The sequence below is a fragment of the Cyclobacterium sp. 10D3-21 genome (genome assembly GCF_055809755.1).
The window spans coordinates 6323920-6341968 of the sequence record NZ_CM147924.1 but is presented as its reverse complement, the minus strand read 5'-3'; the positions used below and the strand labels follow the sequence as shown (position 1 = coordinate 6341968).

Sequence of the window (18049 nt, the reverse complement as noted above, 5' to 3'; positions counted from 1 at the left end):
GTTTTTTGTTCATTTATCAGCTAAAAGAAATCTATTTTTTATTGCTCGATACATGATGTCTTGAATGTCAGAACGAACATTGTCTCTTAAAAGTTGGTTATTTCCTGCATTTGGGTGGACCCGATTGGAAAGAAAAATATAAATTAACTGTTGTTCGGGGTCTGCCCATGCAGCAGTGCCGGTAAATCCAGTGTGACCAAAGGTCCCCGGAGAGGCAAGGTTTCCTGTGGGGCCTCTGTCTTTTTTCGGGTCAGGCTTGTCCCAGCCCAAGCCTCTTCTGCTCCTAAAGGATTGCTTACTTGTGAATTGTGCTATGGTTTCCTTGTCTAATATCTCCTCTGTGCCGTATTTCCCATTTTGCAGCATCATTTGCATTAATTTTGCAAGATCATTCGCATCCCCAAATAGGCCTGCGTGGCCTGCTACGCCTCCGTAAAGCGCAGCGCCCGGATCGTGAACATATCCCTGAACCAGGGTTTTTCTAAATATATGATCCTCTTCAGTCGGAGCAATCTCATCAGGGCTAAATCTTTTTAATGGCAGGTATCCAAACCGGTACATTCCCAATGGGGCATAAAATTGTTGCTCCAAAAAATCATTCATGGGTTGGTTTACCAATCTTTCAATTAACCGATGAAGCAAATACATGCCAACATCTGAATACTTGTAACTGTATTTAGCGCTCTTGGTGCCACTGTACCTTAAGTTAGAAGCAACAGTCCACTTCCATACACTGTCAGGAAGTGCTTTATTTCCATAAATTCCATCAGCTATTTCCAGGGAATAGTTCTCCTTTTTTTGGTGACTGTAATACTCAGGCTTCCAGTTGCTCCCTTCCAGGGTATTGCTAAAGTGGGGTATGTATGGGATCAACCCTGCTTCGTGAGTCAATATATTGCGAATCGTAATGTCTCCTTTGTTGGTGCCTTCCAATTCCGGTAGGTAACTTTTAAGTTGATCATCAAGCGCAATCAAACCCCTGCTATTCAAAAACATAATGGCCTGGGTTGTAGCCATTACTTTGGTAAGAGAGGCAAGGTCATACAATGTTTTATCGGTTACAGGCTGTTGATGGGTATAGTCATAATGGCCATAAGTTTTTTCGAAAATTACAGTTCCATTTTTTGCAATGAGGATAGACCCGCCTGGCGTTGCTTTGTGCGCGATAGCCTTTTCCATTAGTCCATTAATTTTCATTAATTCTCTGCTATCCATTCCTTGTGCCTCCGGCGTGGAATAAGCGAGTCTTTGTATGGATTGTGTCTCGATGCCATGGCCTTCTGCCCAGGCCATTGGAAGACTAATGGGGAGCTTACCAGTACCCTCTCTGCCACCAAAGATTACTTGCGGGGCAATGCTTTCTGTGAAATCATTTTCTTCATAAGCAATAATCAGGTTTTCCTGATCCTTAAACTTACTGGCGGCATAAGCATTCCCAAAAACGACGGTTATAACGTTATGATTTTCTTGTAATCGTTTGATAAAAGTTATTTCATCATTTTTTAACCCAAAATTCCGTCGGGAATTATTGGTCATTCCCATTACACCCACCACGATGGTACTGAAGTCTTCCAGGTTTTTTTCCATTGCTTGGAAATTGTTCTGGTTGCTATTCGGTCTTAGGGTGAAATGTTCGAATTCGGCGTATTTACTAAGATAGTTTTTAAAGGTCTCCCCTTTTCTACCAAGTGTAAGGGATGCCATTTTTTCCAAATCCAGGTGCTTTACAGGGATCAATTGGTTTTCATTTGTCACCACCGTTAGGGAAGAGGCATACATTTGCTCAATAAGCGCCTTGGTGCCAAAATTGGAAAGCCGCTCAACGAGCTTGTGCGTGTCCACTTGTTGTTTTTGGTTCAATCCTGCCCAATATTTTGCATTTAGAATTTTTCTGACCCTTTGGTCGATTTCTTCCTGAGTTATCCTTCCTTCTTCTACAGCTTGCAAAATCAGGGTTTTGGATTTGGGCACATCTTCTGCATACAACAAAACATCATTGCCAGCAAGCAAGGCCATGAGTTCTACTTCTCCCGGTTTATAAAGGCTGCTGACTCCTTTCATGTTGAGGGCATCGGTAAAAATAAGCCCTTTAAATTGCATTTCTTCTTTTAGCAACTTGGTGACCACCTTTGGTGATAAAGTGGTGGGTAGGTTGGGTTCACTCCCTAAACTCGGGATATGCAGGTGGGCAACCATAATGCTCATCAATCCTTCATTGATCAGTTCCCGGTAGGGATACAAATCCACATCCACAATTCTGGCTTTGCTGTTATTGATGACTGGGGTGGTATAATGCGAATCTGAATTGGTATCGCCATGTCCTGGGAAATGTTTGGCATTGGCCAGGATACCATTGTCTTGCATGCCGCGCATGTAAGCAAGTGATTTATTGCTCACCAATTGTTTTCGCTCGCCAAAGGAACGGTAGCCTATCACAGGATTGGCTGGGTTTGAGTTTACATCCACTACAGGAGCAAAATTAATATGCATCCCAATTTCTTTAAACTGCCGGGCAATCTCTTTTCCCATTTGGTAGACCAAAGCATCGTTTTTTGCAGCTCCCAAGGTCATTTGTTTTGGGAAATTAAGCACACTATCCAATCGCATGCCGATACCCCATTCTGCATCCATGGCTATGAAGAGAGGCGTTTTGGAGATGGATTGGTAATGGTTGGTAAGGTGCGCCTGCCTTACAGGTCCACCCTGAAAAAATATTATTCCTCCAAGGTTTTCATCCTTGATCAGTTTTGAAATTGTATTGACATGCGCTTGTCCCTTATTTGAATAGGCCGCCACCATAAATAGTTGACCCAGTCGTTCTTCAAAGGAGAGGCTGTTAAAAACACTGTCTACCCAATGGCGCTGTGCTGACGAATTTTCACTAATCAAAGGATCTCTTGGTTCAGCACCATCGTGACTCGACACCAATCCTATCAAAAGAAGGCAACAGAAAAACATTGCGTAAACTTTTTGCCACATGGGGGTGTTAAAATTTTATTGGTAATAATTTAAGAATAACTTTGTGTTAATCACACGGCGTTTGATTCAAACTTACATAAATTCCCTACTTCTACCTATGTAAAAGTGATGAATAGAAGTAATTTTATATAAAACATTAGTTTGATAGTTAAGGTTTCAGTTGGTTTCGTGGTCTTTATGGTATTATCGAAGTAAAACCATAAGACATGTTTGTTGAATTTGATAATGATATAGCAATTAAAAATCAGGCAAAATGAATTTCCCATCCATATTTAGAGTAAATCGGCCAAGTAGATTCAATATCAACCCAAGACATTACGATCCGGTAAAGGAAGAGATAAAAGGCAGGACGGAAATGATAAAGAGGGATTTGGAGAGGAGTGGAGTGCTTACTCCTGAGGAGGAAGCAATCCTGGAGAGAAGAATTTCTGGAAACCATTCAAGTATCCGAGGTGCGTTCACCAGCGGAAGCCCAATCAAAAAGCAACCTACCAAGATAATGGAGAATACCGGATTGATCCGAATGATCATAGTGGTATTACTTGTAGGAGGCTTTGGCTCTTACATTTATCTTGGGCCTGTAGTTGTCTATTATTTCCTTTACTTGGCAGCTGCCGGGGGGCTTGTATTTGCCTTTTTTAGGCTAAAACCGCGTAAGAAAAATGAATGATTTGATTCAGCTTTTGCCGGATGCCATTGCCAACCAAATAGCGGCTGGTGAAGTGGTGCAAAGACCGGCATCAGCCTTGAAAGAACTTTTAGAAAATGCCATTGATGCACATGCTGAATCGATTCAGGTAGTGATTAAAGATGGTGGTAAATCACTTATTCAGGTAATAGATGATGGTTTGGGCATGTCTATTACCGATGCCCGGATGTGTTTTGAAAGACATGCGACCTCCAAAATCAGAAAGTCAGCTGATCTTTTCAATATCAGGACTCACGGGTTTAGGGGAGAAGCGATGGCTTCCATAGCAGCGGTATCACAGGTAGAACTGAAGACCAAAAGAGATGAAGATGAATTAGGTACCCTTATTCAGATAGACAGTTCAACGGTCAAAAAACAAGAACCTATTGTATTCCAGAGAGGCACCTCTGTTTCCGTAAAGAACTTATTTTGCAACGTCCCTGCGAGAAGGAATTTCCTTAAATCAAATGCAGTAGAAACCAAACACCTGGTAGAAGAATTTCAGCGGGTGGCTTTGGCTTATCCTCATGTCGCATTTTCGTTTTACCAAAACGACATGGAGCTTTTTAAACTAGCTGGAGGGAAATTAAGTAAAAGAATTGTAGGGATTTTTGGCAAGCAATATCGAGACAAGCTTATCGTTTGTCAAGAAGAATCTCCGCACATTAATATTCATGGGTATATTGGAAAGCCTGAACAAGCGAAAAAATCAAGAGGAGACCAGTATTTCTTTGTAAATAACCGGTATATAAAGAGCAATTACCTGGGCCATGCAGTGAGTACAGCTTTTGAGTCTTTGATTGGGCATGATCAGCATCCATTCTATGTGCTTTTTCTGGAAATCGACCCCAAACATATAGATATAAATGTGCATCCTACAAAAACGGAAATAAAGTTTGATGATGAAAGAACCGTTTATGGAGTGGTGAGAGCTGCTGTAAAACAAGCTTTGGGAGCGCATCATGTGGTTCCTACCATAGATTTTAGTTTGGATGTGAACTTCACGGACAACTGGAGCCATGATACAGAAAAAAGAAAAGAGGTAGGGCTGGAAAACAATTACAGGACCTACAGAGGACCGGGTCTTGCCCATAAAGATGTCAAGGGGTGGGAACAGATGTTTCAAAATAACCATGAAGATCGGGCCATAAATTTTGACCCTGAAAAAGAAAATTCGGGTCAGCATGAACTTAAAACTTTTCCCAGTAAAGTAAACAGCAAGGAAGAGTCTCCAGCAAATGACATTAGCAAGCCTTCCATTGGAGCAGGGAATACCTTTCAAGTGGACAATGCCTATATTATTACCCAAACATCATCAGGCCTGCTTATCTTTGACCAGCAGGCGACGCATCAGCGAATTTTGTATGAGCGGTATGCCAATCAACTGGAGCAGTCTAAGGGCGCTTCCCAGCAGTGTCTCTTTCCTCAAAACATAAGACTAAGTCCTGCAGACTTTTCTTTGGTCATGGACCTTAAGGAAGAACTCAATGACCTGGGGTTTCAATTGACCGAGTTTGGGCAACATGCCATTTTAATCAATGGTGTACCTGCTGATATTCATATTACCAGTGAAAAAGTATTGTTTGAAGAATTGTTGGAGCAGTTCAAACATTTCAAAAATGAACTTTCCTTAAATAAGAAAGAGAACCTCGCCCGGTCTTTGGCTAAAAAGACCTCCATTAAAAGGGGTGACAAACTTCAAAGTCAGGAGATGGAAAACCTTGCAGGCCAATTGTTTGCCTGTCAAAATCCAAATTATAGTCCTGAAGGGAACAAAACCTTTATCAAATTGGATTTAAATAAAATCGATCGCTTTTTTTATTCCTGAACCAAAATAAGAACTTATGTTTAGATCCCTTACTCCCATTGTGAAAAACCTATTACTGATCACGGTGGGCATGCATGTAATAGCTACCTATTTTCTTCCGCAATTGAAAGGGCTTTTTGCCTTGTATTATATAGAAAGCAGGTATTTTATGCCTTTCCAATTTGTTACCTACATGTTTATGCATGCAGATTTTTGGCATTTGTTAAGCAATATGTTTGGGCTATTTATATTTGGTCCCTTACTTGAACAATTCCTTGGGCCGAAAAAAATACTCATTTTATGGATGGTTTGTGGTGTTGGTTCAGGTGTGTTGTATTCTGGATACGTGGCCTATAATATGGGGAAGCTGAATGATAAGATAGAAGCGTTTACGGCAAATCCAGACCCCGAAGAATTCAACCGCTTTGTTTCAAATAATAGCCATCTTTTTAATACAGGCATTTATGATTTTATAGATGAATACAGCCGGGATGGCGATAATCCTGAGCTTCAGGAAAGGGCAAAGAGGAATATGTTAGGTGTTAGGGATATCCAAGCCAATATCCCAATGGTAGGTGCTTCCGGTGCCTTGTTCGGTGTTCTGATCGCATTTGGGATGCTGTTTCCCAATACTCAATTGTTTTTGCTTTTCCCACCAATGCCTATAAGGGCAAAATACCTTGTGTTGTTCTATGGACTATACACAGTTTATAATATATTTGTATCTAATCCCACAGACAATGTAGCCCATTTTGCCCACCTATCTGGATTATTGGTAGGAGCAATTTTAGTGACTTATTGGAAAAAGGATAGACAAAATTTTTATTAAAAAGAAAATATGTACGGAGGGTTTTGGTACCATATCAGACATGCATTTGACCATAAAGACAATGGTCTCTACAAGATTATCGCGATTAACTTACTAGCCTTTCTGGTATTGATGGTGCTTAGGGTATTTTTGACCATTGGCGGATCAGAAGCAACATACAGTTCCATCATCTCCATTTTCATGATGCCGGCTTCTGTTTCTCAGTTTTTAATGCAACCGTGGTCAATCCTAAGTTATATGTTTCTGCATGAGGGCTTTTTACATATAATATTTAATCTGCTGTTTCTATATTGGTTCGGCTTATTGGTTCAAGAGTATCTTGGAAGTAGGAAACTGGTCAATTTGTATATCCTTGGTGGAATCGCCGGAGGATTACTTTATATGATTCTGTATAATATAGCTCCCTATTTTAGTGATAAGGTAGATGGCGCTTTAATGCTCGGTGCGAGTGCAGGAGTATATGCCATAGTGGTGGCAGCAGCTACCCTTCGTCCAGATACCCAGTTTCAACTGCTTCTGATCGGTCCGGTTAAAATCAAATACATCGCTATTTTCTATGTGCTAGTAGCCTTTGCAAATGCGGCAGGTTCCAACGCAGGGGGAGAACTGGCACATTTAGGAGGAGCAGCCATGGGCTTTATTTATATCCTTCAATTGAACAAAGGGATAGATTTGGGAAAACCTGTTCAGGCGGTTGGCCTGTTTTTTGAAAAATTATTTTCTCAAAAGCCTAATGTTAAGGTTACTTACCGACGCGATCGTGAATCTACCAGTAAAAAAACGACGAAAAATGATACCGCTACCGATTCAACAAGTAGAAGTACCCAAGAGGAAATCGACCGCATATTAGATAAAATTGCAGATAAGGGCTATGATAACCTTACCAAGGAAGAAAAGCGGAAATTATTTGACTTCAGCAATAAGGACGTTTAAATAGATTTTACAACGGTTTTTCTCTACTCCATTAGGCAATGGAAAGTCTTTTATCTATCCCAGATTGGATGGTTATGACAATTCAATCTATTTTTTATATCCGAGGATTCTTTTGTAGTCCTCTAACCCATTTTCAGTTAAATAAGGGACTATCAAGGAGAAGATAAGTTTGCTGTAATAAGGCAAACGTACATCATCAGGTCCAAAGACAACTTGGTTGTGGCTTAACCAAAAATCAGTAAGCAATGTCATTTGGTTGGCTAAGTTTTCATAATTTCCGGGAAGCTTTTCCTTGACAAAAATACCTTCATCCTTCAATAAGTTGAAAAGATGAATTATTTGGGCTTTTCTTAAGGCCAAAGACTCAAGATACCTATCTTTTATGAGTTCATGATCATTGTTTATGGACCTGAGATTAAAGAAGAAAAAGCGGTATTTTATTTGTAATTCGGAAGATTCAACCAAAATCTGAAATAAATTCTCTAGGGAAATAGCATCCTGGTCAATTCCTGCACACATTATATCCGATTCTTCACAAAACCGATAGAATATTTTTGCTATTAGATCATCCATACCCGAAAAACTAGAATAAAATTCATGTTTAGGTACTTTTGAAGAAGCTAAAAGTGATTCTATATTGAGATTTTGGTAGACTCCTTCATTTAAGAAAGGAAGGATTTTGTCAATAATCACGTTTGGTTCCATTACAATATATTAGCTTAAACTCGAAATATGCAATAGACTATCTATTACCATGAAATCACTTAGAAATCCAAAATAGTCTGATTTTCTTGTGATTACAACACTTCCTGCAAAAATTCAGGACAAGTTATCACTAGTTCTATTGCACAATCCGAGTAAAAAACAATTAATTAATGCGGTCAAACCAAAAGCGCACATAGTAATTACAACTCATTTTTATTGGCCAATTGACCACAAGCCGCATCAATGTCCTGGCCTCGAGATTTTCGCACATTGGCGACTACCCCAGCGGCCTCTAAAATAGTAAGGTAGAGTTCAATCTTGTCTGGTGAAGCTTGTCTAAACTCTCCCTCATCAATGGGATTGTACTGGATAATATTGACTTTCGAGGGTACATGCTTGCAAAATTTAGCCAAGGCACGGGCATGTTTTTCGTCATCATTTATTCCGTCCCAAATGACATATTCATAAGTGACTTTTCGCTTGGTTTTACTGTACCAATATTTCAGCGCCAAAGCAAGATCCTCAACGGTATTGGCCTGATTGATTGGCATTAGCCTTGTTCGCGTTTCGTCAATTGCGGAATGCAAAGAAAGGGCCAAATTGAATTTTACCTCATCATCAGCTAGTTTGCGTATCATCTTGGCTATGCCGACCGTGGATAAAGTGATGCGTTTTGGGGAGATGCCTAAGCCCTCTGGGGAACATATTTTGTCAATGGCAGCAAGGACGTTTTGATAGTTGAGCAATGGCTCACCCATTCCCATAAAGACAATATTGGTCAATGGCCTATCGAAATACAAGCTTGCTTCTTCCTGAATGGCTACCACCTGATCATATATTTCGTCTGGGTGAAGGTTCCTCATTCTTTTTAATCTGGCAGTAGCACAGAAGTTACAATCTAAACTACAGCCTACCTGGGAAGACACACAAGCAGTGATTCGTTTGGAGGTAGGGATAAGGACTGATTCTACGATATTGTCATCGAAAAGCTTGACTGCATTTTTAATGGTGCCGTCACTGCTTCTTTGAAATTGGTCTACAAGAATGTGGTTAATGGTAAAATTTGCCTTCAATATCTCTCTTGTTGATTTAGAGATATTGCTCATGTCATCAAAGTTTTTTAAGGACTTGTTCCATAACCATTCATAGACTTGCTTTGCCCGAAACTTTTTTTCACCTACAGAAAGAAAATAAGCCTCCAGTTCTGGAAGTGCTAGTTTTCTGATGTCTTGTTTTTTTTCTACCTGCATGATTTTGATTTGTTTCGAACCCGTCATTAACAGTAGCTGACGGGCTAAAGGTTCAAATTTCTAACAGTTATTTTAAAGGCTTAAATTTTAATATTACTTAATCGTTGGGAATTTAGCCCCTGTTTCTTCCAATTCCTTCATTAACCTATCCTGTAAAGCAATAGCTTTTTCTGGCAAGCTATTGGCAAGATTCTCTTTTTCTCCGGGGTCATTTTCAAGGTTGAAAAGCTTGTTTTCACCGCTTTCATAGTCATGAATTAATTTCCAATCCCCTTCTCTGATGGCAGATCCCGGTTTCCAGGCACTTCCGTGGTATTGCGGGTAATGCCAGAAAAGCACATCCCTTTCTGGAGCTTCTCCTCCTCTAAGGAAAGAAGAAAGGTCTTTCCCGTCATTTTCTTCAAAACTTGCGCCAGCGATACTCAATAGGGTGGGAAAGAAATCCATGCTGATGACGGGCAAATCAGTGACTTTGCCATGGGTTTTTATCCCAGGTCCTTTTACGATCAAAGGAACCCTTATTCCTCCTTCATAACACCAGCCCTTACCCGCCCTTAATGGCCCATTGGCAGTGGGGGCTCCTTCTCCATACAATGTAGAAAGCCCCCCATTGTCACTGGTCAAAATGACCCATGTATTGTCATCAAGTCCTTTGTCTTTTAATTCTTTTAGTATTTTGCCTACATTTTCGTCCATGGCAGCCACCATAGAGGCATAGGCGGGATTGTCTTGAACCAATTTGGTTTGTCCATCCCCTTCTTGTCTGTAAGTTGCTTGCCCTTCTGGCAAGGCAATGCTTTCTTTTTTATTGATAAAGTAATCATGGCGTTTTGGTGCGGGCTGTATTGGGGTGTGTACGCTGTAAAATGAAAGATAAAGTAAGAAAGGCTTGTCGGTATTTTCCCGGATCAAGTGCAAACTTTCATCCGTTAATCTATCCGTCAGGTATTCACCTTCTGGGCCGTCGGGCAACATAGGATTGCCATAGGGAGAATAATAGCCATTGCTTATGTCCTTTTTTAGTTGAGGTGCGCCAACACGCCATCCTCCGATGTTCTTATCAAATCCCTGATGCTGTGGCCAATATTGTTCTTCTTCACCTAAATGCCATTTGCCAATAAAAAAGGTCTGATAGCCATTTTCTTTAAATTTTTCAGCAAGGGTAGTTTCTTCCAGGGCAAGTTCATCGTTAATAGCAGGCGTGGAAATAGGGCGTTTTGCTTCAAACTTATCGTAACCGGGGATCCAATCTGTAATGCCTAATCTGTTGGGGTGCTTGCCGGTCATTAATGCTGCACGTGTTGGGCTACACACTGGATGGGCGGCATAGGCTTGGGTGAAGCGCATGCCCTCAGCAGCCATTTGATCCAGGTGAGGCGTTTCATAAAAAGATTCGGGATAGTTGGCCTTTACATCTGCCCATCCTAAATCATCCACAAGGATAAAAACAAAATTTGGCTTCCTCGCCTCTTTTTCTTGGCAGGAACTCATTAACAAACCTAAATACAGAAGGGGCAATATTTTTTTCATGGACTGAACTGATTTCATGATGTAAAGGTAAATAATACAATGAAATTTTAAGCAGTGTTTTTAAAGGAGGGTAGAACTCTGCCTAAAAATGTAAGAATTCCCTGTCAAAACGGCCGTATTTTAGTGATTTCGTGTCCATAATCGGACATAATTGCAGGGAATTGACTTGAAATCCTTTTGGTTACATATTTGATTAAGGTATCTGAAATAACAACAAATAAGTAATAAACCTGATCAATATGGATTTCAAGCAATTTACTATAAAATCACAAGAAGTGATTCAGAAGGCAGTGGAGCTTTGTACCTCTGAACAGCAACAACTTATAGAGCCAGCACATCTTCTGAAAGGTATTATTCAGGAAGATGCAAATGTCACGGAATTTTTATTCAAGAAATTAGGCGTCAATTCAGATTTAATTCTTCAAAAACTGGATGAAATCATAAGTAAGTATCCCAAAGTAAGTGGACAGCAGCCTTATTTATCCAATGCAACAAATGAGGTAATATTACAGGCTAAGAAATACCTCAAAACTTTTGGGGATGAATTTGTAGCGGTGGAGCATCTGTTATTGGGTGTTTTGGCAGGTTCTGAGAAAGTAGCGCAGCTATTGAAAGATCAGGGCTTAAATGAAAAGAGATTAATTGAAGTAATAAAAGAACTAAGAAAAGGAAATAAAGTGACCGATCAGAACGCAGAATCTAAATACAGGTCTTTGGAGAAATATTCAAAAAACCTGAATGATTTGGCCAAAAAAGGAAAAATAGATCCTGTTATTGGCAGGGATGAAGAGATCAGAAGGGTCTTACAGATTTTAGCGAGAAGGACGAAAAATAACCCGATTCTCTTGGGTGAGCCTGGAGTAGGTAAAACTGCGATAGTGGAGGGGCTGGCCCAACGAATAGTAAGTGGTGATGTGCCAGAAAACCTAAAAAGTAAAATTATTATTTCCCTGGATATGGGGCTTTTGGTAGCCGGAGCCAAATACAAAGGAGAGTTTGAAGAGCGGCTTAAATCTGTTATCAAGGAAGTTACCGATTCAGATGGAGAAATAATTCTTTTTATCGATGAAATACATACCCTTATAGGTGCCGGAGGTGGTGGAGAAGGAGCCATGGATGCTGCCAACTTACTGAAACCGGCATTAGCGAGGGGTGAATTACATGCGATAGGTGCAACCACTTTAAAAGAGTACCAAAAGTACATTGAAAAAGACAAAGCACTTGAGCGTAGGTTTCAACAAGTAATTGTGGATGAACCGGATGCACCGGATGCCATTTCCATATTGAGAGGAATAAAGGACAAGTATGAATTGCACCATGGGGTAAGAATTAAGGATGATGCTGTAATTGCTGCTGTGGAACTTTCTCAGCGCTATATTACAGACCGTTACTTGCCTGACAAGGCCATTGATTTGATGGATGAAGCAGGTGCTAAATTGAGAATGGAAATTGATTCTTTGCCGCAGGAGTTGGATGAATTGAACAGACGCATCATGCAGTTGGAAATTGAGCGAGAGGCAATTCGCCGGGAAAAAAACAGGGACAAAGAAACAGTTCTCAGTAAGGAGCTGGCTGATATTACAGAAAAAAGGCAAGAAATCAAGGCCAAGTGGGAAAGTGAAAAAGCGGTTATCCAAGGTATTCAGAGAGAAAAGGAAAACATTGACAAATTTAAAATTGAAGCTGAACAGGCCGAAAGGAGTGGTGATTTTGGCAAGGTAGCGGAAATTCGGTACGGGAAGATTGTAGAAAGTGAGAAAAAACTGGAGTCATTTAAGCAGCAATTGAAGGAAATGCAGGAAGGATCTCCACTGCTAAAAGAGGAGGTAGATGCTGAAGACATTGCTGCCGTAGTAAGTAAGTGGACCGGAATTCCATTGTCTAAAATGATCCAAAGTGAGCGAGAAAAATTGCTTCATTTGGAGGAAGAACTTGGGAAACGTGTTGCGGGCCAGAAAGAAGCCATTACAGCACTTTCAGATGCCGTGAGGAGAAGTAGGGCTGGACTCCAAGATCCAAAACGACCTATAGGTTCGTTTATCTTTCTTGGGACTACTGGAGTGGGAAAAACAGAGCTTGCCAAAGCTTTGGCCGAATATTTGTTCAGTGATGAGAATGCAATGGTCAGAATTGATATGTCTGAATATCAGGAAAGGCATTCTGTGAGCAGGTTAGTAGGAGCACCTCCTGGTTACGTTGGGTACGATGAAGGGGGACAACTCACTGAGGCGGTAAGAAGAAGGCCGTATTCAGTGGTTTTGCTGGACGAAATTGAAAAAGCGCACCCTGATGTGTTCAATATTCTCTTGCAGGTTTTAGATGATGGAAGGCTTACAGACAATAAAGGTAGGATTGCCAACTTCAAAAATACCATTATCATAATGACCACTAATATAGGGTCTCATTTGATTCAAGAGCGATTTGAAACCATTACCGATGAGAATAAAGAGCAAGTTTTGGAAACTACAAAAGAGGAAGTTTTCAATATGTTGAAAAAATCAATGCGTCCTGAGTTTTTGAACAGGATTGATGAGACCATCATGTTTGAACCCCTCAACAAAAAGATTCTTCGCAAGATTGTAGACATCCAATGGAAAGAGATTCAACAGCGTCTAGCTGAATCCGGAATAGAAATTGATGCAACACAGGAAGTGTTGGACTATTTGGGGGAAGTAGGATTTGATCCACAATACGGTGCCAGACCATTGAAAAGAACCATGCAAAAACTGGTACTTAACGAATTATCTAAACAAATCTTGGGTGGATATGTTGTTAATGATGGAGCCGTATTGGTGGACATAGATGCTGATAATAAAATCTACTTCAAAAATATAGATAGTGTAAAGATAAATTAGAGTTTGGTTAATTGGGTTTATTAGTTGGACAGCCAACCTGTTTTCAGGTTGGCTGTTTTTTTATTAATAAACGGAGAAATTAAAACAGCTTGCCTTGTTGATGACTTTTTATGCTTTTGAAACCGGGTTAAATATTTATATATTAAGCCTATAATATATTCCCATACAAGTTTAGAACAATCAGCCCATTCAATGCATAAACTAGTCTCTTTTCAATTGCTGTTTTTTATTTGTTTTTTCTCTGCTCCGCAACTTGTTGGGGCCTCGGAATTAGTGTCAATGTCTAAAGCAAAAAAGATAGTATTGATAGCTGGTCCAAAAAGCCATGGACCTAAGGCCCACGAATACATTAAATCTGTGAGGCTAATGAAAACAATGCTCGACAATTCCAATGTGAAAGGAATAGCTACTGAAGTCCACTTTAATGGCTGGCCAGAGGATCCCTTAACCCTGGACGATGCAGACCTTATACTTTTTATTTCAGATGGCCGTGATGGTCCCTTGTTTTCTGAAGTGCCCTTCATGACGAAAGATCGGATGATAGTAATGAAGAAGCAGATGGATAGGGGGTGTGGCCTCTCTTTGATTCATTTTTCAACTTTTGCATCAGACGAAATGGGTGAAAAAGTTTTGGATTGGGGAGGTGGTTATTTTGATTGGCAAGATGATCAAGGGGAAAGAAATTGGTATTCAGCTATTAAAACCATGGAAAGTGAGCTAGGATTCCCCAATCCCGATCATCCTATTTTGTCTGGTCTTGAACCTTTCAAACTAAAAGACGAATATTATTACAATATCCGTTTTCAAGACAATGACAGTCGGTTAAAGGGGATAGCTGAGGTGCCAGCATTGGGAGGACGAGAGGGGGATGGTAACACAGTAGCCTGGGCAGTTGAAAGGCAAGATGGCGGTAGGGGCTTTAGCACCACCATGGGGCATTTCTTTTCCAACTGGAAAAATACCAACTACAGAAGAATGATTCTCAATGGAATTGTCTGGGCTGCAGGTGCCTACGTTCCCGAAGGAGGGGTAGAAGCAAAGTATTATGAAGATGAAGAAGTAACCCAGCACCTTTATCAAAAGTCACGGAAAGCATTGCTATTAACAGGGAATCATCACCCGGCACACCCCTGGCAGGAAACTTCTCCGCTCATTAAGTCCGCCATTGAAAGCAATAGTGATTTCTATGTGGATATATCTACAAATATTGAAAATCTTTCCCAATACGACCTTGATGATTATGACGCTTTAATTTTAAACTATGCGAATTGGGAAGACCCCAATCAATTGTCAGATGCATCAAAGAATTCATTTGTGAATTATTTAAAACAAGGTGGAGGGTTAATGGTAATTCATTTTGCCAATGGAGCATTTCATTTCTCTCTTCCGAATGCGGGCGAATCTGATTGGCCCGAATACAGGGAAATAGTGCGTAGGGTTTGGGATCACAATGCCGATAGTGGACATGATAAATTTGGTGCATTTTCGATTCACATTTCAAATAGCAAGCATCCAATTACTTCAGGAGTAAAGAATTTCTCCACGTATGATGAATTGTATTTTAATCAAAAAGGGGATCAAGCCATTGAACCTTTGTTTAGTGCCCGGTCCACGGTCACAGGAAAGGAGGAGCCATTGGCTTGGGGCTACAACTATGGAGAAGGCAGGGTTTTCCAAACCCTTTTAGGTCATGATGCCAGGTCTTTTAGCGCTCCTGAATTTCAGCAAATCCTGAGCAATGCGATCAATTGGGTGGGCAAAGAAGAAGATTAGTGAGGGTTTAAAGCAAGGGTTGGTATGAAATGTTTTGCCTATTTTTTCCAAAGCTGACTTTCTTCAGTAACTTCTACGTCCCATGCTTGATCGGGGTTTGGCTGATATTTGGGGTCATTGTCCTTTAAAGGAAAAGTACCTATAACTTCATAAAGCTGCTTGAAATTACTTTTACGGTCTACAGAATTAAGGCTGTCTATCAGGTTATTGCTTTCCTCAGTATCCTGAAGCAAATCGAAGAATTTTTCGGGTTCCCTTTTCGAATTAATATATAGCTTGTACCTCTTGTTTCGCAATACCCTATCTCTGAATAGGTATTGATTTTCAACCCCGTTTTGGGTGAGAGCAGCATTGTTTCCACCACCCATACCAAGTATCCATTCTCGGTTGGATTCATCCACGTTTTTAAGTAAAACATCCTTAAATGAGTAACCATCGATCTCATAGGTCTTTCCATTAATGGTTTGCTCTCTTTGAACTGTTTGGCCTGCTAAATCAAGAAAAGTTGGGAAGAAATCAGTAAAGTCAATTAATGCATCAGAAATTCTATTCCCTTTGATCTTTCCTGGCCAACTGGCAATAAAAGGCGCGCTGATTCCTGGTTCAATTGTTTTTGCCTTTCCACCTTGTACCTTCACCCCATTTCTTCTCCCTGTGATCGCTCCAGTTGTCCCATTGTCAGTGGTCCATAGAATTATGGTATTGTCCCTGATGCCTGCATCCTCCAGGGCCTGAATTATCTCACCGGTAATGCGATCGGTATATTTCACCATGGCTATATGCTTTCCCATATTGTCGGTAGCTGAGTCCGTTGGAGTATTCACGAAGGGTGTATGCGTCAGTACCATAGGAAAGTAAATGAACATAGGCTTCTTTTTATTATTGTCAATAAAGTCAATAATAAAATCTTTAAATACATCGGGGCCAAAGGCCCCTTGGTAGGTTTTACTGCCTTCTTTTGTATAGATATAAGGGTCTTGATACCGGTTAGCACTTGCCTCTATTCCTGATTCATAACCGGTCCACATGCAAAATTCATCAAAACCATTTTTTACCAATGCATCTGGTTCAACTCGAAAATCATCGATTTGCCATTTGCCAGCGATACAAGTGGTGTATCCAGCCTCTTTCATGGATATTCCTATGGAGGGATTCATTGTTTCATCGAAATGTGCCCCTCCTCCCCAGCGTGGGACATCCCAATGATTTACCCAACCATGCCTGAATGGGTATTGTCCTGTTAATAGGGTGACTCTTGTGGGCGTACATTGTGGCATTGAATATACATTGTTGAAAGTGACCCCACTTTTGGCCAGGGCATCTATATTTGGTGTCGATATATCCTCTGCTCCATAAGGACTGACCCATTCCTTGCCCAAGTCATCCACCATAATGAGAATGATATTGGGGGGTGTTTCCTTGGCCTCGGTTGGCCTTTCTTGTTTACAGCTTGAAAGTAGGAGTAGGGAGAAGAAAAAAAGTGCAGTTTTCATTGGATAAATTTTATCATGGATTAAAGGAAGCAAGGCTTATCTTGGCTTCAATTCGTAGACGTAACAAGCAGTGTCATTAAACACTCTCTCTTCGACAAACTCAAACCCAATTTTTTCGTAAAACTTATGGGCTTTGGTATTCGATTTTAAGGGATCGATTAAAATGCCATCTACCTCTGTATGGCTGAAACATTTTTCTATCGCCAGTTTCATCATGGCCGTGCCATAGCCCTTGTTCAGGTTGATTTCTTCCCCAATCCAAATGTCTATAGCTCTTTTGTTGGGGGCTATATCACCCCAATAATGGGTTTCTTCCTTGTAAGGATCAATTATCTGTACAAAGCCTATTGGGTCCTCATTCAATTCTGCCACCAATTGTTCGCGCCAGACCGGATTTCGTAACAATTCTTTTTCCCAATCCCAGTCCTCGTCAGGGTCACAGTCAATGACATGCTGTTGCTTGTCCCAATATTTGAGCAATTCGAGGTCTTTAATCGTTGCGGGTCTTAAGTTTATCATGGTACGAATTCCGGCAGTTTTTTTCAATGACTGAGTCAAGGCATATTAGGTAATTGAGGTCAGAGGGATTTCATCTGGCAATCAAGTTTGCTTTGCAATAAATTTGTCCAATTTTTTATTCGTGGTTTTTTGAATTTTACTTCTCATAAATGGTGTCCACCCAAACAGATAACCTACAGGTCCCATCGCTTGTTTGGTCCACTTCCACAAATTAAAGGAATCTATATGCTCGATTATTTTATCGTCCTTAAATTTAAACTCACCACTAACTTTGTTGATTACTTTCCTTTTTTTATCTCCATAAACATATTCCGCCACCCAATTTACTTTTCCTCTTTCATCAGAAACCCGCCTGATGTCAAAACTTATTTTCGTATCCGCCTTTTTACTTGAAAGTAACATTTCCCACATTTTGAATGCACGATCTCCCTTGAGTGTTCCAAAGGCAGGATCCCTGAAGACGATATTTTTGTGGTAGCACTCCACCATTCCTTTGCTATCCCCTTTGGAAAAGGAGGTGTAGAATTTTCTAAGTAAATCGTTATTGTCCATTCAATTTAATTTGCTGGTTGCCGGCGTTAATTAGCCGAGAGGTTGTCTTTCTTTAAATCTAATTTATCAATTTGTTTTTGTATCCTTTTACCTAAGCTCATTTTTCTTTAACAGGGACCTATATGTATCCTTCCTG

The 18049-nt window shown here is 40.4% G+C and carries 13 protein-coding genes; 6 read left to right on the top strand and 7 right to left on the bottom strand.

The annotated features are described in order from the left end of the window. Positions 1-9: 9 nt before the first annotated feature. Positions 10-2979 carry a glycoside hydrolase family 3 N-terminal domain-containing protein gene (locus tag AC0L7T_RS24700; protein ID WP_473339150.1) on the bottom strand — a complete coding sequence of 990 codons (2970 nt, stop codon included), beginning with the start codon at positions 2977-2979 and terminating at the stop codon, positions 10-12. Positions 2980-3232: 253 nt separating this feature from the next. Between AC0L7T_RS24700 and AC0L7T_RS24695 the strand changes: the two genes are divergently transcribed. The 4 genes from AC0L7T_RS24695 to AC0L7T_RS24680 are packed head-to-tail and all read left to right on the top strand — an operon-like array spanning position 3233 to position 7236. Further along, positions 3233-3649 carry a hypothetical protein gene (locus AC0L7T_RS24695; RefSeq protein ID WP_473339148.1) on the top strand — a complete coding sequence of 139 codons (417 nt, stop codon included), beginning with the start codon at positions 3233-3235 and terminating at the stop codon, positions 3647-3649. Continuing rightward, on the top strand, positions 3642-5495 hold the full coding sequence (mutL, locus tag AC0L7T_RS24690) for a DNA mismatch repair endonuclease MutL (protein WP_473339146.1): 1854 nt from the start codon (positions 3642-3644) through the stop codon (positions 5493-5495). Before AC0L7T_RS24695 ends, mutL begins: the two co-directional genes overlap by 8 nt. 16 nt (positions 5496-5511) lie before the next feature. Further along, positions 5512-6303: a rhomboid family intramembrane serine protease gene (locus tag AC0L7T_RS24685; protein ID WP_473339144.1), complete on the top strand. Its 792-nt coding sequence runs from the start codon at positions 5512-5514 to the stop codon at positions 6301-6303. Positions 6304-6312: 9 nt separating this feature from the next. Further along, entirely contained in the window at positions 6313-7236 is a 924-nt protein-coding gene (locus AC0L7T_RS24680; protein ID WP_473339142.1) for a rhomboid family intramembrane serine protease, read from the top strand. 87 nt (positions 7237-7323) lie between these two features. Here the strand turns inward: AC0L7T_RS24680 and AC0L7T_RS24675 are convergent, their stop codons facing one another. From AC0L7T_RS24675 to AC0L7T_RS24665, 3 genes are all read right to left on the bottom strand, one after another. Further along, positions 7324-7941 carry a TetR/AcrR family transcriptional regulator gene (locus AC0L7T_RS24675; RefSeq protein ID WP_473339139.1) on the bottom strand — a complete coding sequence of 206 codons (618 nt, stop codon included), beginning with the start codon at positions 7939-7941 and terminating at the stop codon, positions 7324-7326. 200 nt (positions 7942-8141) lie between these two features. Beyond that, positions 8142-9191: a dual-specificity RNA methyltransferase RlmN gene (rlmN, locus tag AC0L7T_RS24670; protein WP_473339137.1), complete on the bottom strand. Its 1050-nt coding sequence runs from the start codon at positions 9189-9191 to the stop codon at positions 8142-8144. 93 nt (positions 9192-9284) lie between these two features. Continuing rightward, positions 9285-10721 (bottom strand): sulfatase, encoded by a 1437-nt coding sequence (locus AC0L7T_RS24665; RefSeq protein ID WP_473339135.1) that lies wholly within the window; start codon positions 10719-10721, stop codon positions 9285-9287. A gap of 239 nt (positions 10722-10960) precedes the next feature. Between AC0L7T_RS24665 and clpB the strand changes: the two genes are divergently transcribed. Beyond that, the gene (gene clpB, locus AC0L7T_RS24660; RefSeq protein ID WP_473339134.1) at positions 10961-13576 is read left to right on the top strand and encodes an ATP-dependent chaperone ClpB; all 2616 of its coding nucleotides are present in this window, start codon (positions 10961-10963) and stop codon (positions 13574-13576) included. Positions 13577-13855: 279 nt separating this feature from the next. After that, the gene (locus AC0L7T_RS24655) at positions 13856-15349 is read left to right on the top strand and encodes a ThuA domain-containing protein (protein ID WP_473339132.1); all 1494 of its coding nucleotides are present in this window, start codon (positions 13856-13858) and stop codon (positions 15347-15349) included. 38 nt (positions 15350-15387) lie between these two features. On the opposite strand, the gene AC0L7T_RS24650 is transcribed toward AC0L7T_RS24655, so the two are convergent. From AC0L7T_RS24650 to AC0L7T_RS24640, 3 genes are all read right to left on the bottom strand, one after another. Further along, entirely contained in the window at positions 15388-16842 is a 1455-nt protein-coding gene (locus tag AC0L7T_RS24650) for a sulfatase family protein (protein ID WP_473339130.1), read from the bottom strand. A 36-nt stretch (positions 16843-16878) separates the two neighbouring features. After that, positions 16879-17361, bottom strand: coding sequence for a GNAT family N-acetyltransferase (locus AC0L7T_RS24645; RefSeq protein ID WP_473339129.1), 483 nt, complete (start codon positions 17359-17361; stop codon positions 16879-16881). 81 nt (positions 17362-17442) lie between these two features. Beyond that, positions 17443-17913 carry a nuclear transport factor 2 family protein gene (locus AC0L7T_RS24640; protein ID WP_473339127.1) on the bottom strand — a complete coding sequence of 157 codons (471 nt, stop codon included), beginning with the start codon at positions 17911-17913 and terminating at the stop codon, positions 17443-17445. Positions 17914-18049: the final 136 nt, after the last annotated feature.